16 protein-coding genes are annotated in these 17770 nt (G+C 70.0%); 11 read left to right on the forward strand and 5 right to left on the reverse strand.

Features of this window, described 5'->3' with window-relative positions; genetic code table 11:
- Positions 1 to 11 precede the first annotated feature (11 nt).
- The 6 genes from H162_RS0109875 to H162_RS0109900 all read left to right on the forward strand — a co-directional run bounded on the left by H162_RS0109875 (position 12) and on the right by H162_RS0109900 (position 6885).
- Positions 12 to 1169: an acyl-CoA dehydrogenase family protein gene (locus H162_RS0109875; RefSeq protein ID WP_020653298.1), complete on the forward strand. Its 1158-nt coding sequence runs from the start codon at positions 12 to 14 to the stop codon at positions 1167 to 1169.
- 12 nt (positions 1170 to 1181) lie between these two features.
- Positions 1182 to 2240, forward strand: a complete 1059-nt coding sequence (locus H162_RS0109880; protein WP_020653299.1) for an acyl-CoA dehydrogenase family protein — start codon at positions 1182 to 1184, stop codon at positions 2238 to 2240.
- Between the two features lie 23 nt (positions 2241 to 2263).
- A complete protein-coding gene (locus tag H162_RS0109885) occupies positions 2264 to 3418 on the forward strand; it encodes an acetyl-CoA C-acetyltransferase (RefSeq protein ID WP_020653300.1) in 1155 nt (384 codons plus the stop codon).
- Positions 3419 to 3453: 35 nt separating this feature from the next.
- Positions 3454 to 4329 (forward strand): SDR family oxidoreductase, encoded by an 876-nt coding sequence (locus H162_RS0109890; RefSeq protein WP_020653301.1) that lies wholly within the window; start codon positions 3454 to 3456, stop codon positions 4327 to 4329.
- A 124-nt stretch (positions 4330 to 4453) separates the two neighbouring features.
- Entirely contained in the window at positions 4454 to 5656 is a 1203-nt protein-coding gene (locus H162_RS0109895; RefSeq protein ID WP_020653302.1) for an acetyl-CoA C-acyltransferase, read from the forward strand.
- 62 nt (positions 5657 to 5718) lie between these two features.
- Positions 5719 to 6885 (forward strand): PAS domain-containing protein, encoded by a 1167-nt coding sequence (locus H162_RS0109900; RefSeq protein WP_020653303.1) that lies wholly within the window; start codon positions 5719 to 5721, stop codon positions 6883 to 6885.
- 41 nt (positions 6886 to 6926) lie between these two features.
- Here the strand turns inward: H162_RS0109900 and H162_RS0109905 are convergent, their stop codons facing one another.
- Positions 6927 to 7700, reverse strand: coding sequence for an SDR family oxidoreductase (locus tag H162_RS0109905; RefSeq protein WP_020653304.1), 774 nt, complete (start codon positions 7698 to 7700; stop codon positions 6927 to 6929).
- 142 nt (positions 7701 to 7842) lie between these two features.
- On the opposite strand from H162_RS0109905, the gene H162_RS0109910 reads away from it, so the two are divergent.
- The 4 genes from H162_RS0109910 (at position 7843) to H162_RS0109925 (ending at position 13570) form a co-directional block, all read left to right on the forward strand.
- Positions 7843 to 9960, forward strand: a complete 2118-nt coding sequence (locus H162_RS0109910; protein WP_020653305.1) for an oxidoreductase — start codon at positions 7843 to 7845, stop codon at positions 9958 to 9960.
- Between the two features lie 46 nt (positions 9961 to 10006).
- The gene (locus tag H162_RS0109915; protein WP_020653306.1) at positions 10007 to 10780 is read left to right on the forward strand and encodes an SDR family NAD(P)-dependent oxidoreductase; all 774 of its coding nucleotides are present in this window, start codon (positions 10007 to 10009) and stop codon (positions 10778 to 10780) included.
- Between the two features lie 32 nt (positions 10781 to 10812).
- Positions 10813 to 12207: an aldehyde dehydrogenase family protein gene (locus H162_RS0109920; protein WP_020653307.1), complete on the forward strand. Its 1395-nt coding sequence runs from the start codon at positions 10813 to 10815 to the stop codon at positions 12205 to 12207.
- A 73-nt stretch (positions 12208 to 12280) separates the two neighbouring features.
- Positions 12281 to 13570 (forward strand): spinster family MFS transporter, encoded by a 1290-nt coding sequence (locus H162_RS0109925; RefSeq protein WP_020653308.1) that lies wholly within the window; start codon positions 12281 to 12283, stop codon positions 13568 to 13570.
- On the opposite strand, the gene coaD is transcribed toward H162_RS0109925, so the two are convergent.
- Both coaD and H162_RS0109935 read right to left on the reverse strand, forming a co-directional pair.
- Positions 13567 to 14049, reverse strand: a complete 483-nt coding sequence (gene coaD / locus H162_RS0109930) for a pantetheine-phosphate adenylyltransferase (protein ID WP_020653309.1) — start codon at positions 14047 to 14049, stop codon at positions 13567 to 13569. The two genes, H162_RS0109925 and coaD, sit on opposite strands and share 4 nt — an antisense overlap.
- Positions 14050 to 14059: 10 nt before the next feature.
- The gene (locus H162_RS0109935) at positions 14060 to 14869 is read right to left on the reverse strand and encodes an enoyl-CoA hydratase (RefSeq protein ID WP_020653310.1); all 810 of its coding nucleotides are present in this window, start codon (positions 14867 to 14869) and stop codon (positions 14060 to 14062) included.
- A gap of 148 nt (positions 14870 to 15017) precedes the next feature.
- Between H162_RS0109935 and H162_RS0109940 the strand changes: the two genes are divergently transcribed.
- Entirely contained in the window at positions 15018 to 15785 is a 768-nt protein-coding gene (locus tag H162_RS0109940) for an SDR family oxidoreductase (protein ID WP_020653311.1), read from the forward strand.
- A gap of 30 nt (positions 15786 to 15815) precedes the next feature.
- Here H162_RS0109940 and dmpG read toward each other — a convergent pair whose 3' ends face one another.
- Positions 15816 to 16838, reverse strand: coding sequence for a 4-hydroxy-2-oxovalerate aldolase (dmpG, locus tag H162_RS0109945; RefSeq protein ID WP_020653312.1), 1023 nt, complete (start codon positions 16836 to 16838; stop codon positions 15816 to 15818).
- A gap of 17 nt (positions 16839 to 16855) precedes the next feature.
- Entirely contained in the window at positions 16856 to 17767 is a 912-nt protein-coding gene (locus tag H162_RS0109950) for an acetaldehyde dehydrogenase (acetylating) (RefSeq protein ID WP_020653313.1), read from the reverse strand.
- Positions 17768 to 17770 lie beyond the last annotated feature (3 nt).

Below are 17770 nucleotides of genomic sequence, written 5' to 3' on the forward strand. Positions count from 1 at the left end.
AAGGAGTCGACATGGATCTGACCTATACCCCGGCACAGCAGGCCTTCCGCCACGAGGTGCGCGCCTGGCTGCGCGCCCATGTGCCCGCCGAGCGCTTCGGCAGCGTCGACACGCGCGCCGGATTCGAGCAGCACCGGCGCTGGGAAGCGCAGCTGGCCGACGCCGGCTGGAGCAGCGTGACCTGGCCGGTCGAACTGGGCGGGCGCGGCTGCGACCTGATCGACTGGCTGATCTTCGAGGAGGAGTACTGGGCCGCCGATGCGCCGATGCGTGTCAACCAGAACGGCATCCTGCTGCTCGGCCCGACCCTGATGGAATTCGGCACCGAGGAGCAGAAGCGGCGCTTCCTGCCGCGCATGGCGCGCTGCGACGACATGTGGGCGCAGGGCTGGTCGGAGCCGAACGCCGGCTCCGACATGGCGGCCATCGGCAGCCGCGCCGTGCGCGAGGGCGACCATTACGTGCTGAATGGCCAGAAGACCTGGTCGACCCGCGCCCTGTTCGCCAACTGGCTGTTCGGGCTGTTTCGCAGCGAGCCGCAGTCGCAGCGCCATCATGGCCTGAGCTACCTGCTGGTGCCGCTCGATTCGCCGGGCATCACCGTGCGCCCGATCAAGGCGCTCAACGGCCAGGACGCGTTCGCCGAGGTGTTCTTCGACGATGTCCGGGTGCCGGTCGAGAACCGGCTGGGCGACGAAGGCAGCGGCTGGCAGGTGGCGATGGCGACCGCCGGCTTCGAGCGCGGCCTGCTGCTGCGTTCCCCGGCGCGCTTCCAGCATACCGCGCACAAGCTGATGCAGCTGTACCGGGCGAATCGCGCCCATGCCGACCGCGATCCCGCCATCGGCGAGGCGGTCATGCGGGCCTGGATGGGGGCCGAAGCCTATAGCCTGGCGTCCTACCATACGGTGGGGCGGCTGCAGCGCGGCGCGACGATCGGCGCCGAGTCGAGCACCAACAAGATCTTCTGGTCGGAGCTGGACCTGGAGATGCATGAAACCGCGATGCGGATCCTCGGCGCACGCGCCGAGCTGACCGGCGAGGCGGCCGGCAACGGCGACTGGCTCGAAGGCTTCCTGTTCGCCCAGGCCGGCCCGATCTACGCGGGCACCAATGAAATCCAGCGCAACATCATCGCCGAGCGTGTGCTCGGCCTGCCCAAGAGCTAATCCGGAGAACCCATGGACTTCACCTTCACCGAAGAGCAGGTCGCGTTCCGCGATTCGATCAGCCGCTTCTTCATGACCGAGGCGCCGCCGGAAATGCTGCGCGAGATCTGGGAGACCGACCAGGGCCGCTCGCCGGCCCTGCGCGCCAGGATCGCCGCGCAAGGGATGTTCAGCCTGTCGGTGCCGGAAGCCGACGGCGGCATGGGCCTGGGCGACGTCGACTGGGCGCTGCTGACCCAGGAACTCGGCTATTACGCGATCCCCGATTCGATGTCCGACACCGCCTACGTGGCCACCGGCCTGCTGGCCGCGCTCGACGCCGGCCACCCGCTGCGCGCGGCCTGGCTGCCGCGCATCGCCGACGGCAGTTGCCGGATCGCGGTCGGGCACCCGGTCAATCCCTGGGTGGCCGATGCCGAACTGGCCGACCTGCTGCTGTTGCCGCACGGGACCGAGGTGCATGCGGTGCCGCGCACGGCCGTCACCGTCAGCGCGCTGCCCAGCATCGACGCCTCGCGCCGGCTGGCCCAGGTCGCGTGGCGGCCTGGCCCGGAAACGCTGGCGGCGGATGCCGAAGCCGGCAGGAAGCTGTGGGACGAGACGCTGGAGCGCGGCGCGCTGAATGCCAGCGGCCAGCTACTCGGCCTGGCCCAGCGCATGCTCGACCTGGCGGTCGACTACGCCGCCCAGCGCAAGCAGTTCGGCAAGCCGATCGGCGCCTTCCAGGCCGTCAAGCACCACCTCGCCGACGTCGTCACCAGGATCGAATTCGCCAAGCCGGTGCTGTACCGGGCGGTCGATGCGCTGGCGCACGGCGACACCAAGCGCGCGCTGCGGGTGTCGCACGCCAGGCTGGCCTGCGCCGAGGCGGCATGGACCGCCGCGCGCAAGGCGATCCAGGTCCACGGCGCCATGGGCTATACCTGGGAAGTCGACCTGCAGATGTTCATGAAGCGCGCCTGGGCGCTCGACGCCGCCTGGGGCGACCGCGCCTTCCACAAGGCGCGCGTGGCGGCGGCCCTGCTGGCCGAGGGCGCGCCGCTCGGCCCGCTGGCCAGCTTTTCACACTGAACCCAACCACGAAAGACACGAGCATGGCTGAAGCCTATATTGTCGATGCACTGCGCTCGCCGACCGGCAAGCGCAACGGCGCGCTGGCCGCGGTCCACGGCGCCGACCTCGGCGCCCACGTGCTGCGCGCGCTGGTCGAGCGCAACGCGGTTCCTGCGGACGAGTACGACGACGTGATTTTCGGCTGCGTCGACACCATCGGCGCCCTGGCCGGGAATATCGCGCGCACCTCCTGGCTGGCCGCCGGGCTGCCGCTCGGCGTGCCCGGCACCACGGTCGACCGCCAATGCGGCTCCTCGCAGCAGGCGCTGCACTTCGCCGCGCAGGCGGTGATGAGCGGCACCCAGGACGTGGTGATCGCGGCCGGCGTGCAGACCATGTCGAGCATCCCGATTTCCTCGGCCATGCTGGCCGGGCGTCCGCTCGGCTTCAGCACGCCGTTCGCCGAGAGCCGCGGCTGGCAGGCACGCTTCGGCGACGCGCCGGTGAACCAGTTCTATGCGGCGCAGCGGATCGCCGACCACTGGCGCATCACGCGCACCCAGATGGAGGAATTCGCGCTGGCCAGCCACGCACGCGCGCTGCACGCGATCCGCAGCGGCCGTTTCGAGCGCGAGGTCGTCGCGCTGCCCGGCCTGCTGGCGATGGACGAGACGGCGCGCGAGAGCACGCTGGCGAAGATGGCCACGCTGGCGCCGGTCGATCCGGCCTATCCGTCCATCACGGCGGCGGTGTCGAGTTCGACCTGCGATGCGGCGGCCGCCGTGCTGGTGGTGTCCGAAGCGGCGCTCAAGCGCTACGGTTTGACGCCGCGCGCGCGCATCCACCACCTCAGCGTGGCCGGCGACGATCCGATCTGGCACCTGACCGCGCCGATCGCCGCGACCCGGCGCGCGCTGGCCCGGGCCGGCATGCGGCTGGACCAGATCGACCTGGTCGAGATCAACGAAGCGTTCGCGTCGGTCGTGATGGCCTGGCTGCAGGAAACCGGCTATCCCCACGAGCGCACCAACGTCAACGGCGGCGCCATCGCGCTGGGCCATCCGCTGGGCGCGTCCGGCGCCAAGCTGATGACGACCCTGCTGCATGAACTCGAACGCACGGGCGGCCGCTACGGCCTGCAAACCATGTGCGAGGGCGGCGGCCTGGCCAACGTCACCATCATCGAACGGCTCTAACAAGCCGGATTTTCAACCAATCTTCAGGAGCAGACATGGGTATTTGCGATCAACGGGTCGTCGTCATCACCGGCGCCGGCGGCGGACTGGGGCGCGCCTACGCGCTGGCCTTCGCCGCCGAAGGCGCCGCCGTGGTCATCAACGACGTGCGGACCGAGGCGGCGCAAGCGGTGGCGGCAGAGATCGAAGCCGCCGGCGGCCGCGCACTGGCGAACGGCGACGACATCACCAGCACGGCCGGCGCCCAGCGCATCCTGGACGCCACCCTGGCCGCCTTCGGCGACGTGCACGTGCTGGTGAATAACGCCGGCATCCTGCGCGACCGCATGTTCCTGTCGCTGTCCGAGGAGGACTGGGACGAGGTCATGCGGGTCCACCTGAAAGGACACTTCTGCCTGGCCGGGGTGCTGGGCCGCCACTGGCGCGCCGCATCGAAGGCGGGCCGGGACCCGCAGGCGGCGATCGTCAACACCAGTTCCGGCGCCGGCCTGCAGGGTTCGATCGGCCAGTCCAACTATGCCGCCGCCAAGGCCGGCATCGCCGCCCTGACCCTGGTGCAGGCAGTCGAACTGGGCCGTTACGGCATCACCGTCAACTGCCTGGCGCCGGCCGCGCGCACCCTGATGACGGAAAGCGCGATGCCGGACATGGTGAAGGCGCCGGCTTCCGGCTTCGACGCCTGGGATCCGCTGAACGTGGCGCCGCTGGTGGTATGGCTGGGCAGCACGCAGGCGCGCGGCGTGACCGGACGCTGTTTCGAGGCCAGGGGCGGCGAGCTGTCGCTGGCCGACGGCTGGCGCACCGGCAAGATACGCGACAAGGGCGCGCGCTGGGACCCGGCCGAGCTGGGCCCGGTCATCGCCCAGCTGATCGCCGAGACGCCGGCCCCGCAGCCAGTCTACGGCACCTGACCGTCCCCGGTATCGTCCAACAAGACGATGTCCGTCCCATCGGCCCTGCCGATAATGGGATGACGATGGCCGCCTCGGGGTTTCGCCGGCGGCCCGATTCCCACTCCTACCGAGAGCCACCACCATGCAAGAAGCCGTCATCGTTTCCACCGCCCGCACGCCGATCGGCAAGGCGTTCCGCGGCGCCTTCAACGACACCGAAGCGCCGGTCCTCGGCGGCCATGCGATCCGCGCCGCGCTCGACAAGGCCGGCGTCGCCGGCGCCGAGGTCGGCGACGTCATCCTCGGCATCGCCGCCCAGCAGGGCAGCCAGGGCTACAACCTGGGCCGCCTGTGCACCTATACCGCCGGATTGCCGGAATCGGTCGGCGGCATGACCATCGACCGCATGTGCGCGTCGGGCCTGATGAGCATCGCCAGCGCCGCCAAGAGCATCATGTGCGGCGAACACACGATCGCGGTCGGCGGCGGCCTCGAATCGATCTCGCTGGTCCAGAACCAGCACAAGAACACTTACCGGGCCCAGTCGCAGGCGGTATTGGCGGCGGCGCCGGCGGCCTACATCCAGATGATCGAAACCGCCGAGATCGTGTCGGAACGCTACGGTATTTCGCGCGCCGAGCAGGATGCCTATTCCTTCCAGAGCCAGCAGCGCACCGCGGCCGCCCAGCGCGACGGCCTGTTTGCCGAGGAAATCGTGCCGCTGGCCAGCGTGCGCCAGCTGTTCGACAAGGACGGCCAGCCCGCCGGCAGCGAAGCCATGACCCTGGAGCACGACGAAGGCAATCGCCCCACGACCACCCTCGAAAGTCTTGCTGCGCTGAAACCGGTCTGGAAGGGCGGGCGCTGGGTGGAGCAGGGCCGTTTCATCACCGCGGGCAATGCCTCGCAGCTGTCCGATGGCGCTTCGGCCTCCGTGCTGATGAGCCGCGCGGAAGCCCGCCGGCGCGGCCTGAAGCCGCTGGGCGCGTATCGCGGCCTGGCCGTGGCGGGCTGCGGCCCGGACGAGATGGGGATCGGACCGGTGTTCGCCATTCCCAAGCTGCTCGGGCAGCACGGCCTGACGGTGGCCGATGTCGGCCTCTGGGAAATCAATGAAGCCTTCGCCTGCCAGGTGCTGTACTGCATGCGGCAGCTCGGCATCCCGCTGGAGCGGCTCAACGTGAACGGCGGCGCGATCTCGGTCGGCCACCCGTTCGGCATGTCGGGCGCGCGGCTGGTCGGCCACGCGCTGCTGGAAGGGCGCCGGCGCGGCGTGCGCCATGTGGTGGTCAGCATGTGCATCGGCGGCGGCATGGGCGCCGCGGCCCTGTTCGAGATCGACTGATGGGCGCCCCGGCGGAGCTTGCGGGCAAGCGGCAGGATGCTATACTTATTTGTAATATGAATATGACTCTCGAGAATACCGTGCCCGCTCCGCCGCCGCTGTCGATCGAGCGTTTCAGCCACCTGCTGGGCGCCATCTACGACACGGCACAGGATACCGACAGCTGGTCCGCCTGCCTCGAACAGGTGCGCAAGGAGTTCTCCGGCAACTACTGTTCGCTGATCGTGCGGCGCGCTTCCGGCGCCGATCTCGGCTACGTCATTTCGGCCGCGGGCGACATGCGGGTGCTGTCGTCGCAGCATCCGATGGTCGGGCTCAGCCCGTTTTCCTGCATCCGCCCGGAACGCGTGGTCACCACCAGCGACCTGCTGTCGCCGGACGAATGGCGCAGCTCCGTGTATTACCGCGAATGGTGCGAGCCGCATGGCGTGTTCCACGTGATGGCGGTCGACATCGACCTGCCGGGGATCGGCACCTACGGTTTTCGCGTCACCCGCCCGGAACAGGCGCCACCATTCTCGATGGCCGACCGCAGCCTGTGCGAGCACCTGATCCCGCACCTGCGGCGCGCCTTGACCCTGTACGCGGCGGTGAATCACGACCGCCAGGTCGATTCGATGTATCGCCATGCGATGGGACAGCTGATGGTGGCCGTCTTCGTGCTCGACGAGAACGGCGTCATCCTCGAGCGCAATGCGATGGCCAACGATATCGTCGCGCTCGGCGACGGCATCTCGATCTCGTCGCAGAAACTGTGCGCGACCTATCCGGCGGACAACCGCAAGCTCTACCAGATGATCCAGAAAGTGCTCAGCCAGGGCAGCCAGGGCGAAGCCGGCAAGACCGCGATGGTCGAGGCGATGTCGCTCAGCCGGCCGTCCGGCCGGGTGGCCTGGGGCGTGGTGGCGCAGGCGATCCATTCGACCGAGTGGACCGAGGGCAAGCGCCGCCCCAGCGTCGCGGTGTTCATGCGCGATGCCGAGAGCCGCTCCGAACCGCCGGCCCGCCTGGCCCAGCAGTTGTTCCAGCTGACGCCGGCCGAGACCTCGCTCGCGATCCAGCTCGCCAACGGACTGTCGCTCGATGAAGCGTCGGAAGTGCTGAACATCCGCCGCAACACCGCGCGCGCCCACCTGCGTTCGATCTTTTCCAAGACCGGGGTGCGGCGCCAGACAGAGCTGGTGCGGATCTTCCTGAACAGCGTGGCGCTGCTGGGCAACGAACCCTAGCACCTATCCCAGCAGCGGCTCCCGCCTGCCGGGACAGGTTCTTAGAATTCGGTCGGGCGCGTCAGCGCGTCGACGCCGCCGTCGACCACCATCTGCGCGCCATGGATGAAACCGGCGTCCGGGCCCAGCAGGAACAGGATCATCGCCGCGATTTCCTCGGGCCGGGCGTGGCGCGCGATCGGCGCAACGAAATCGCGGATCGCCTGGCCGAAGCGCGGATCGTCGAGCCCGGCGCGCAGCAGCGGCGTGGCCACCGCGCCCGGCGCCACCGTGTTGAGCCTGACCCCGGCCGCGCCCCAGCTTGCGGCGCGGCGCCGCACCGCCACCGTGACCGCATTCTTGGAGCCGGCATACGCCAGGTGGCCGCCCCGGGCGCCGGCCTGGCAGGCGATCGCGCCGGCGCCGGCCTCGTCGCCCCGTTCGAGCGCCGCGGCCAGCGGGTTGCGCGCCCAGGGCAGCTGGGTCGACGCCACCGAGGACACCACCACCGCGGCGGCGTCCCGGCCCCGCTGCAGCGCCGGCAGCAGGCCGTCGAGCAGCTCGGTGACGCCGAAATAATTGACCGACACGACCAGCGAGGGCGGCTCGACGTGGGCGCCCAGGCCGGCGCACAGGACCAGGCCGTCCAGCACGCCGCCGCAGCGCTCCAGCACCGCGGCGACGGCGGCGGCCCGCCCGGCCGGATTCGACAGGTCGGCGTCGATGTCGGCGCCGTGGCGGTCGATGCCGATGATGGTATGGCCGGCGGCCAGCAGGGCGGTGCGGGTGGCGGCGCCGATGCCCGAGGCGCAGCCGGTGAGGGCGAGTGTGGACATGTGCTTCCTTCTGGGATGGGGTTGGAGGAAAAACGACGCTACTATGGCGCATCGGCCGCGCCGCGGCGTCGTGCAAACGGACGATGCCGGGCGGGCAGGGCAAGGGAATAATAAGAGATAAGCATTCACACCGGAGACCCAATTGGACCATCCCTACCAAGCCCTGTTCCAGCCGGGCCGCATCGGCACGCTCGAGATCCGCAACCGGATCATGATGGCGCCGATGGGCTCCAACTTCGCCGAGGAGGATGGCCACTGCGGCGAGCGGATCCAGGCCTTCTACGAGGCGCGCGCCAAGGGCGGGGCCGGACTGCTGACGATGGGCTCGTGCGCGATCGCCTACCCGCATGGCACCGCCGAGCCCTTCCAGGTCGGCGTCTCGCGCGACGACTTCATTCCCGGGCTGGCCGGCATCGCCGCCCGTGTGCACCGCCACGGCGCCAGGATCGCGATGCAGCTGCAGCATGCCGGCAAGACTGCCGGGCGCGACGTCGCCGCCGGGCGCGAGCTGTGGGTGCCGTCGCTGCCGCCGCCGCTCAAGACCGACATCATGGCCGCGCTGACGCGCGAGGAGCTGGGCAGCTTCGTGCGCGGCCCCGGGGTGCCGCGCCTGCGCGTGATGGACCAGGCCGATATCGAGCAGATGGTCGAGTATTTCGCCGCCGCCGCCGCGCGCGCGCAGCAGGCCGGCTTCGACGCGGTCGAGCTGCACGCCGCGCATACCTATATCCTGGCCGGCTTCCTGTCGCCTTACTATAACCGGCGCGAGGACGGCTATGGCGGCCCGCTCGAGAACCGTGCGCGCCTGCTGCGCGAGGTGATCGGCGCGGTCAAGGCGCGCACCGGGGCCGGCTTCCCGCTGTGGGTACGGCTCGACGGCGAGGAATTGCGCACCCCGGGCGGCATCACCCTGGCCGACGCGGTGGCCACGGCGCGCATCGCGGTGGATGCCGGCGCCGACGCCATCAGCATGTCGGCCTACGCCACCATCGACACCGGCAGCGCCTTCACCGAGGCGCCGCTGCCGCAGGCGCCCGATGCCTACGTCGCCTATGCGCGCGCGGTGCGCGCGGCGGTCGCGGTGCCGGTGATCGCGGCCGGCCGCATCGAACCGGAAAGCGCGGCCGCCCATATCGCGCAGGGCGACTTCGATTTCGTGACGATGGCGCGCAAGCTGCTGGCCGATCCGGACATCCCGATCAAGCTGGAACAGAACCGGCCGCAGGATGTCCGTCCCTGCATCTACTGCTACGCCTGCGTCAGCCAGATCTTCATCAACCAGCGCGTCAAGTGCGCGGTCAATGCGCTCACCGGCCATGAAGCCGAAGCCGCGATCGAGCCGGCCGCCCAGCCGCGCCATGTGCTGGTGGTCGGCGGCGGTCCGGCCGGGATGGAAGCGGCGCGCGTGGCGGCCCTGCGCGGGCACCGGGTAACCCTGGTGGAACGCAGCGCCCGGCTGGGCGGCACGCTGTTCTTCGCCGGGCTGGCCTACCCGGAAAACGGCCGCCTGCTCGACTACCTGGTGAACCAGGTGCGGCACGCGGAGATCGAGGTCATCCTGTCGACGGCGGCCACGCCGGAACTGGTGGCGCGCCTGAAGCCGGACGCGATCGTGGTCGCCAGCGGCGCGCGCCGCGCGGCACCGGCGATCGACGGCGCCGGCCAGAAACATGTCTGGAGCGGCGACGAGCTGCGCCGCCTGATGACGGGCGACGGCGCCGACGCCATCGCCAGGGCCAAGCTCAGCCTGGCGGAGCGCGCCATGTTCAAGGCCGGCGGCATGCTCGGCGTGACCGACAGCGCCAAGGCGGTGCAGAACCTGTCGAAGCTGTGGATGCCGCTCGGCGCCAAGGTGGTGATCGTCGGCGGCGGCCTGGTCGGGCTGGAGCTGGCCGAGTTCCTGCTGGCGCGCGGACGCGCCGTGACGGTGCTCGAGGAAAGCGACAAGCCCGGACGCGAACTGCCGATCGTGCGTCGCTGGCGCGTGCTCGAGGCGGTCGAGAAGCATGGCGTCCTGCACCGCCAGGCGCGGGTCACGGCGATCACGGCCAAGGAAGTGCTGTGGCAGGACACCGCCGGCGAGATCCGGCGCTGCGCCGCCGATTCGGTGGTGCTGGCGGTCGGCGCCGAAGCCGACGACAGCGTGGCGCGCATGCTGGCCGTCTGCGGCGTGCCGCTGCATTCGGTGGGCGACTGCACCGGCATCGGCTACATCGAGCAGGCGATGCACGAAGGGAACCGCATCGGACGGCTGCTGTGAGCGCCGCCGCGCAGTACGCAATGACAACATCACGAGGAGCGTTTTGATGCAGCATGTACCCGATCTGTTTTCACTGGCCGGCCAGGTCGCCATCGTGACCGGCGCCGGCAAGGGCATCGGCCGCGCCTGCGCGCTGGCGCTGGCCCAGGCCGGCGCCGATGTCGCGCTGGCGGCGCGCACCGAGGCCGACCTGGAGGAAGTGGCGCAGGCGATCCGCGCGCTCGGACGGCGCGCCATCGCGGTGCCGTGCGACGTCAACGACGAGCAGGCGCTGGAGCGCCTGGTGCAGCGCACCGTGGCCGAACTGGGCAAGGTCACCGTGCTGGTGAACAATGCGGGCGGGGCCGGTCCGAACGATCCGCGCCGCATGAGCGCGGACGATTTCGGCGCGACCCTGGCCTGGAACGTGGTGCCGGCCTATCTCCTGATCCAGAAAGTGGCGGGGCCGATGCGCGAGGCCGGCGGCGGCGCCGTCATCAACATCTCGTCGATGGCGGCGCGGCTGGCGCAGAAGCACTTCAGCGCCTATGGCGCCGCCAAGGCGGGGCTGAACCAGATGACGCGCAACCTGGCGCAGGACTACGCGCCGCATGTGCGCATCAACGCCATCGAGCCGGGCGCGATCCGTACCGAGGCGCTGGCGCGCTACCTCACCCCGGCGCTGGAGGCCGCCATGGTGCGCGCCACGCCGATGGGCGCGCTGGGCGAGCCGGAAGATATCGCCGCCGCCGTGGTTTACCTGGCTTCGCCCGCGGCGCGCTGGGTGACCGGCAAGATCCTCGCAGTCGACGGCGGCGCCGAAACGCCGGCCGCGGCCTGACATCACATACCAGAAGAACCAGGGAGACCCGCATGCCACACCAGTCAATCCGCCACCTGCGCGAGGTACAGCGCGCCGCCTTCGTGGCCGAAGGCCCGGTCACGGCGGCCGAACGCAGCGCCCGCCTGCAACGCGTCATCGACCTGCTGGTCGAGCATCACGAAGCGCTGTGCGCTGCGATGGACGAAGACTTCGGCGGCCGGCCGGCCGTATTCTCGACCATGAACGACATCCTCGGCTCGCTCGCTTCGCTCAAGCATGCGCGCGACAACCTGGCGTCATGGATGACGCCCGATCCGCGCCCGAGCGTGGCGCCCTTCGACGCCTTCGGCGCGACCGCCTGGGTGCAGTACCAGCCGAAGGGCGTGGTCGGCATCATCGGCACCTGGAACGCGCCGCTCTACACCTTGCTGTCGCCGCTCGCCAGCGTGCTGGCCGCCGGCAACCGCGCCGTGCTCAAGCCGTCGGAAATCGCCCCGCGCACCGGCGCCGTGCTGGCCGCGGCGGTGGCGCAGCACTTCGATCCGGCGCTGCTGGCGGTCGTCAACGGCGACGCCGCCGTGGCTGCCGACTTCAGCGCGCAGCCGTGGGCGCACCTGGTGTTCACCGGTTCGACCGCCGTCGGCAAGGCGGTGATGGCGGCCGCCGCCGCCAACCTGGTGCCGCTGACCCTGGAACTGGGCGGCAAGTCGCCGGTGCTGGTCGGACGCAGCGCCGATATCGGCAATGCCGCCGAGCGCATCATCGTCGGCAAGGCCGGCAATGGCGGCCAGCTGTGCGTCTCGCCCGACGTGGTATGGCTGCCGCGCGAACAGCTCGAGCCCTTCGTCGCCGCGGCCCGCGCCTGCCACGAGGGCATGTTCCCCGACAGCGCCGACGTGGTGGCGGTGGTCAACGAGCGCCACCACCAGCGCATCGCCGGCTACCTCGAGGACGCCAGGGCGCGCGGCGCCCGCATCGAGACCGCCGGCCTGGCCGACGGACGCCGCATGGCGCTGCACCTGGTGATCGATCCGCCCGCCGACAGCCTGGTCGCCACCGAGGAAATCTTCGGCCCCGCAATGGTGGTCAATACCTACGCCGGGATCGGCGAGGCGCTGGCGGCCGTGAACGCCGCGCCCAATCCGCTGGCGCTCTACTACTTCGGCAGCGACCCGCGCGAGCAGCAGCACGTGCTCGACCACACCCTGTCGGGCGGGGTGTCGATCAACGACGTCACCATGCATCCGGCCCTGGCCGATGCGCCCTTCGGCGGCGTCGGCGCATCCGGCATGGGCCACTACCACGGACGCGAAGGCTTCCTCGCGTTCAGCCACGCGCGCAGCGTGTATCAGGCCGGCGCGCACGACCCGCGCCGCGAATGGGGCATGCTGCCGCCCTACGGCGACCAGCTGCGCGCGATGATGCGCGCCGCCGTCACGCCCTGATACTGCAAACGGACGACGAGGGCGTGGCGCGCGCCCTCTATCATCGAATTTCCTTCCCACCAGCGGCGCCGCCATGACCACCACACCCCCCAGCATCACCCCGGCCAAGCAGGCGGCGGCATCCACGAACAATCCGCGCTACGTGTTGTGGATCCTGGCGTCGATGTCGGCCCTGTCCTTCATGGACCGGCAGATCCTGGCGGTCATCATCGAACCCGTGAAGGCCGAGTTCGCGCTGTCCGACCTGGAGATCGGGATCGTGACCGGGCTCGGCTTCGCGCTCACCTTCAGCATGCTGGGCATTCCGCTCGGGCGCGTGGCGGACCGCAAGGACCGCCGCCACCTGATCGCCATGTGCCGCGGCCTCGGCGGCGCGGTGGCCGCGCTCGGCGCCGCTGCTGGCGGGTTCTGGCAGCTGGCCATGACGCGCGCCGGCGGCGCCCTGAGCGAAGCCGGCAGCGCGCCGGCGTCGATGTCGATGATCGCCGACCTGTTCGCGCCGCAGCAGCGCTCGCGCGCGATCAGCGCGTTCGGCGTCGGCGCCAGCGCCGGCTCGTTGCTGGCGCTGGTGGCGGGCGGCTGGCTGGCGCAGCACTGGGGCTGGCGCTGGACCCTGGCCGCGGTCGGCGGCGCTTCGCTGCTGGTGGCGCTCCTGTTCCGGCTGACGGTGCATGAACCGGCGCGCGCCGCCGCTCCGGGAACGGCCGGCGACGCACGCGGTGCGACGGGCCAGATCTGGCGCAATCCGGTGGCGCGCGCGCTGATCGTGGCGGCCGCCTGCGTGCTGATGTCGGCGTACTCGTTCGGCGCCTGGAATTTCACCTACCTGGTCCGTTATCACCACCTGTCGCTGGCGCAGGCCGGCCTGGTGTCGGGCACGGCGGCGATCGGGTCGGTGTTCGGCGGGCTGGCGTCCGGCATGCTGACCGACTACCTGGTCAGGCGCGACCTGCGCTGGCAGATCGGGGTGCCGCTCGCCGGCATCGCCTGCGCCTTGCCGGTCAGCCTGGTGTACTTCATGGTCCCGCCGGGACAGGTCGGCATCGTCACCGTGCTGGTGGCGCTGTTCGCCTTCTTCATTGCCTCCTGGGCCGCGCCGACGTACGCGGCGCTCAGTTTCGTCGTCGCCGGCGAGCGCCGCGCGACCGCCAACGCCATGGTGCTGCTGGCCAGCTCGGTGCTCGGCAGCGGCGCCAGCCCGATCCTGATCGGCGGGCTCAGCGACCTGCTGACGCCGGTGGCCGGCGCCGATGCGCTGCGCTACGCGATGGCGATGTCGATGGGACTGCTGCTGGTGGCGCTGGGTGCGTTCGCCGTGGCCTGCCGCGCCTATCCGGCCGCGCACGGCGACGCGGCGCATTAACTGGATGCGAGCTTTTGCCGCAGCCACTTCTCCACCGATGGAAGCACGAACTTCGACACGTCGCCGCCCATGCTGGCGATTTCGCGCACCATGGTGCCGGAAATGAACTGGTACTGGTCGGACGGCGTGAGGAACAGCGACTCGACGTCCGGCAGCAGGTAGCGGTTCATGCCCGCCATCTGGAATTCGAATTCGAAGTCGGACACGGCGCGCAGGCCGCGCACGATGACGCGCGCCTCGCTGGCGCGCACGAAGTCCCTGAGCAGGCCGGAAAAGCTGGTCACCCTGACATTCGGGAAGTGCTCCAGCACTTCGGTGGCGATGGCGAGCCGCTCGTCGAGCGGGAACAGGGGATGCTTGTTCCGGCTGTCGGCAACCCCGACCACCAGTTCGTCGAACAGGCCGGCGGCGCGCCGGACCAGATCCTCGTGGCCGCGCGTGAACGGATCGAAGGTGCCGGGATAAACGGCGATGACCATGGTGAACCTCCTAGTGCCCTGTGTAGGCGGGCTTGCGCTTGTCGATGAATGCCTGCATGCCTTCCTTCTGGTCATGACTGGCGAACAGGAGTTGATTGGCCTTGCGCTCGAGCATCAGGGCAACGTCGAGCGGCGCATCCATTCCCGCGAGCACGACTTCCTTGATCTGCATGGCCGCCAAGGGGGGCATGGAGGCGATTGTACGCGCCATCGCCAGTGCTTCGGGCAATACCTGTTCGTCGGGCACGACCAGGCTGACCAGGCCCATATGGCAGGCCTCGGCGGCGCTGACCGGTTTGCCGGTGAGCAGGATGCGCATGGCGTTGAACTTGCCCACCGCGCGCACCAGGCGCTGGGTGCCGCCGATGCCCGGCATGATGCCGATGCGGATTTCGGGCTGGGCGAAGCTGGCATGCTCGCCGGCAATGATGATGTCGCAATGCATCGCCAGCTCGTTGCCGCCGCCGAAGGCGTAGCCGCAGACCGCGGCGATCACCGGCTTCGGACAGCGCTCGAGCGGCGCCCACACCCGTTCGGTATGGCGCTGCAGGATGTCGATCGGGCCGGCATCGACCAGGCTCTTGATGTCGCCGCCGGCGGCGAACACCTTGCTGCCTCCGCTGAGGACGATGGCGCGCACCGACTCGTCGGCGGACAGCTCGCTGAAGGCGGCCGACAGCAGGGCCTGCAGCTGCAGGCTGAGGGCGTTGGTGGCGTCCGGGCGGTTCAGCAGGACCAGGGCGACGCCGCCCTCGTGGCGCTCGACGATCAGTTCCGGCAGGGCCGAGGCGGGTGGGGGTGGTGGGGAAGCGCTGTGCATGGTGGGTCTCCGTCGCGCGCGGCGCGGCGCGCCAGCGTCATGCAGCGATGATCGGCGCTGGCGGTCCGGCCGGCATCGTCCCTTCGGACGTATCCTCCGGGATGGGGGACTTCTACAGTAGGGTGACCACCACTACAGGAACAGCGTCATGATCGAATCCGAACAATTCAACGAGCGTGTCGTGCTCGTCACCGGCGGCACCAAGGGCATCGGGCGCGCCATCGCCGAGGCCTTCCTGGCCGCCCAGGCCCGGGTGATCGTCTGCGGACGGTCGGCGCCGGAAAGCCTGCCGTCCGGCGGCGGGCGCGAGGCCAGCTTCATTGCCTGCGACGTCAAGGACGCCGACGCCGTCAAGGCCATGATGGCCGCCATCGCCGAGCGCCATGGCCGGCTCGACGTGCTGGTGAATAATGCCGGCGGCAGTCCGGCGGCCGACGCGGCGACCGCCTCGCCGCGCTTCCACGACAGCATCGTCCGCCTCAACCTGCTGGCGCCCCTGCACCTGGCGCAGGAGGCCAATGCGCTGATGCAGGCGCGGCAGGGCGGCGTGATCGTGTTCATCGGCAGCATCAGCGCGCTGCGGCCCTCGCCCGGCACCGCCGCCTATGGCGCCGCCAAGGCCGGCGTGCTGAGCCTGGTTTCCTCGCTGGCGGTCGAATGGGCGCCGAAGGTGAGGGTGGTGGCGGTCAGCCCCGGCCTGGTGCAGACCGAGCAGTCGCACCTGCACTATGGCGACGCGGCCGGCATCGCCGCCGTCGGCGCCACCATCCCTGCCGGGCGGATGGCGCAGCCGGCCGACATCGCCAGCGCCTGCCTGTTCGTCGCTTCGGACCAGGCCGCCTACATGAGCGGCAGCAACCTGCTGCTGCACGGCGGCGGCGAGAAGCCGGCCTTCCTGGCCGCGGCGCAGCAATAGCGATAAAAGGGAGGCGAACGCCTCCCTTCCTCAGGCGCGCGCGCGCGCCATGGTCAGTGCGGTGTCCTCGATCATGTCTTCCTGGCCGGCGACCATGCCGCGCCGTCCCAGTTCGACCAGGATGTCGCGCGCCGGCACCTTGTACTTGGCGGCGGCGCGCTTGGCGAACAGCAGGAAGGTCGAGTACACGCCGGCGTAGCCGAGGGTCAGCGCGTCGCGGTCGATGCGCACCATGTGGTCCATCATCGGCAGCACCACGTCCTCGGCCAGGTCCATGATCCGGTACAGGTCGACCCCGGTCTCGACCTGCATCCGGTTGCAGACCGCCACCATCACTTCGAGCGGCGTATTGCCGGCGCCGGCGCCCAGGCCATTGGTCGAGCCGTCGATGCGCACCGCGCCCGCTTCGATCGCCGCCAGCGAGTTGGCCACGCCCATCGCCAGGTTGTGGTGGCCGTGGAAGCCGATCTGGGTCTCGGGCCGCAGCGCGGCGCGCAGGGCGGCCACGCGCGCGGCGACACCGTCCGGCAGCAGGTAGCCGGCCGAATCGGTGACGTACACGCATTGCGCGCCGTAGGACTCCATCAGCAGCGCCTGTTGCGCGAGTTTTTCAGGAGTCGTCATGTGGGCCATCATCAGGAAGCCGACGGTGTCGAGTCCCATCTTGCGCGCCGCGGCGATGTGCTGCTCGGCGACGTCGGCCTCGGTGCAGTGGGTGGCGACGCGCACCGTGTGCAGGCCGCATGCGTGCGCCGCGCGCAGGTCGTCGACCGTGCCGATGCCGGGCACCAGCAGCGCCGACACCTTGGTGTGCTTCAGCTGCGGGATCACGGCATTCAGGTAGTCGACATCGCTGTGCGCCGAAAAGCCGTAGTTGACCGAATTGCCGCCCAGGCCGTCGCCGTGGGTGATTTCGAGCAGCGGCATGCCGGCCGCGTCGAGGCCCCTGGCCACCGCCAGCATCTGCTCGATGCTGATCTGGTGGCGCTTCGGATGCATGCCGTCGCGCAGCGTGTTGTCGTGCAAAATGATCTTCCTGCCTTCGAGGTTCATGGGTTTCTCCTTGTTTGTCAGGCTGCCACGCGCTCGAGCGTGAGCGTACCGTTCAGCAGTTCTTCGGCGAACATCTCGGCGGTGCGGGCGGCGGCGGCCGTCATGATGTCCAGGTTGCCGGCGTATTTCGGCAGGTAGTCGCCCAGCCCTTCGACTTCGAGGAACACCGAGACCCGGTTGCCGTCGAAGACCGGGCCGTTGACCAGCTTGTAGCCGGGGACGTATTTCTGCACCTCCGCGATCATCGCGTGCAGCGAGGCGGTGATGCGTTCCTGGTCGGGCGCGGTCTCGGTCAGGCAGTGCACGGTGTCGCGCATGATGATCGGCGGCTCGGCGGGATTGAGCACGATGATCGCCTTGCTCTTCTGCGCCCCGCCCACCGCCCGGATCGCGCCGGCCGTGGTGCGGGTGAATTCGTCGATGTTCTTGCGGGTGCCGGGGCCGGCCGAGCGCGACGAGGCGGTGGCGATGATCTCGCCGTAGGCCACCGGCTGCACGCGCGAGATCGCCGCCACCATCGGGATGGTCGCCTGGCCGCCGCAGGTGACCATGTTGACGTTCATGCGGCTGGTGCCGACCAGTTCCTTCAGGTTCACCGGCGGCACGCAGTAGGGGCCGATGGCGGCCGGCGTCAGGTCGATCATCAGCACGCCGAGCTCGTTGAGCTTGCGCGAGTTCTCGGCGTGGACGTAGGCGCTGGTGGCGTCGAAGGCGATCTGCACGCCGTCCGCCAGCACGTGCGGCAGCAGGCCGTCGACGCCATCGGAGGTGGTCTTGATGCCCAGTGCGCGGGCGCGCGCCAGGCCTTCCGAGTCCGGGTCGACACCGACCATCCAGACCGGTTCGAGGACGCTGCTGCGCTGCAGCTTGTACAGCAGGTCGGTGCCGATGTTGCCGGGACCGATGACGGCGCATTTGATTTTCTTCATGGC

Origin of the sequence: Massilia niastensis DSM 21313, assembly GCF_000382345.1 — a bacterium.
GTDB lineage: Bacteria > Pseudomonadota > Gammaproteobacteria > Burkholderiales > Burkholderiaceae_D > Telluria > Telluria niastensis.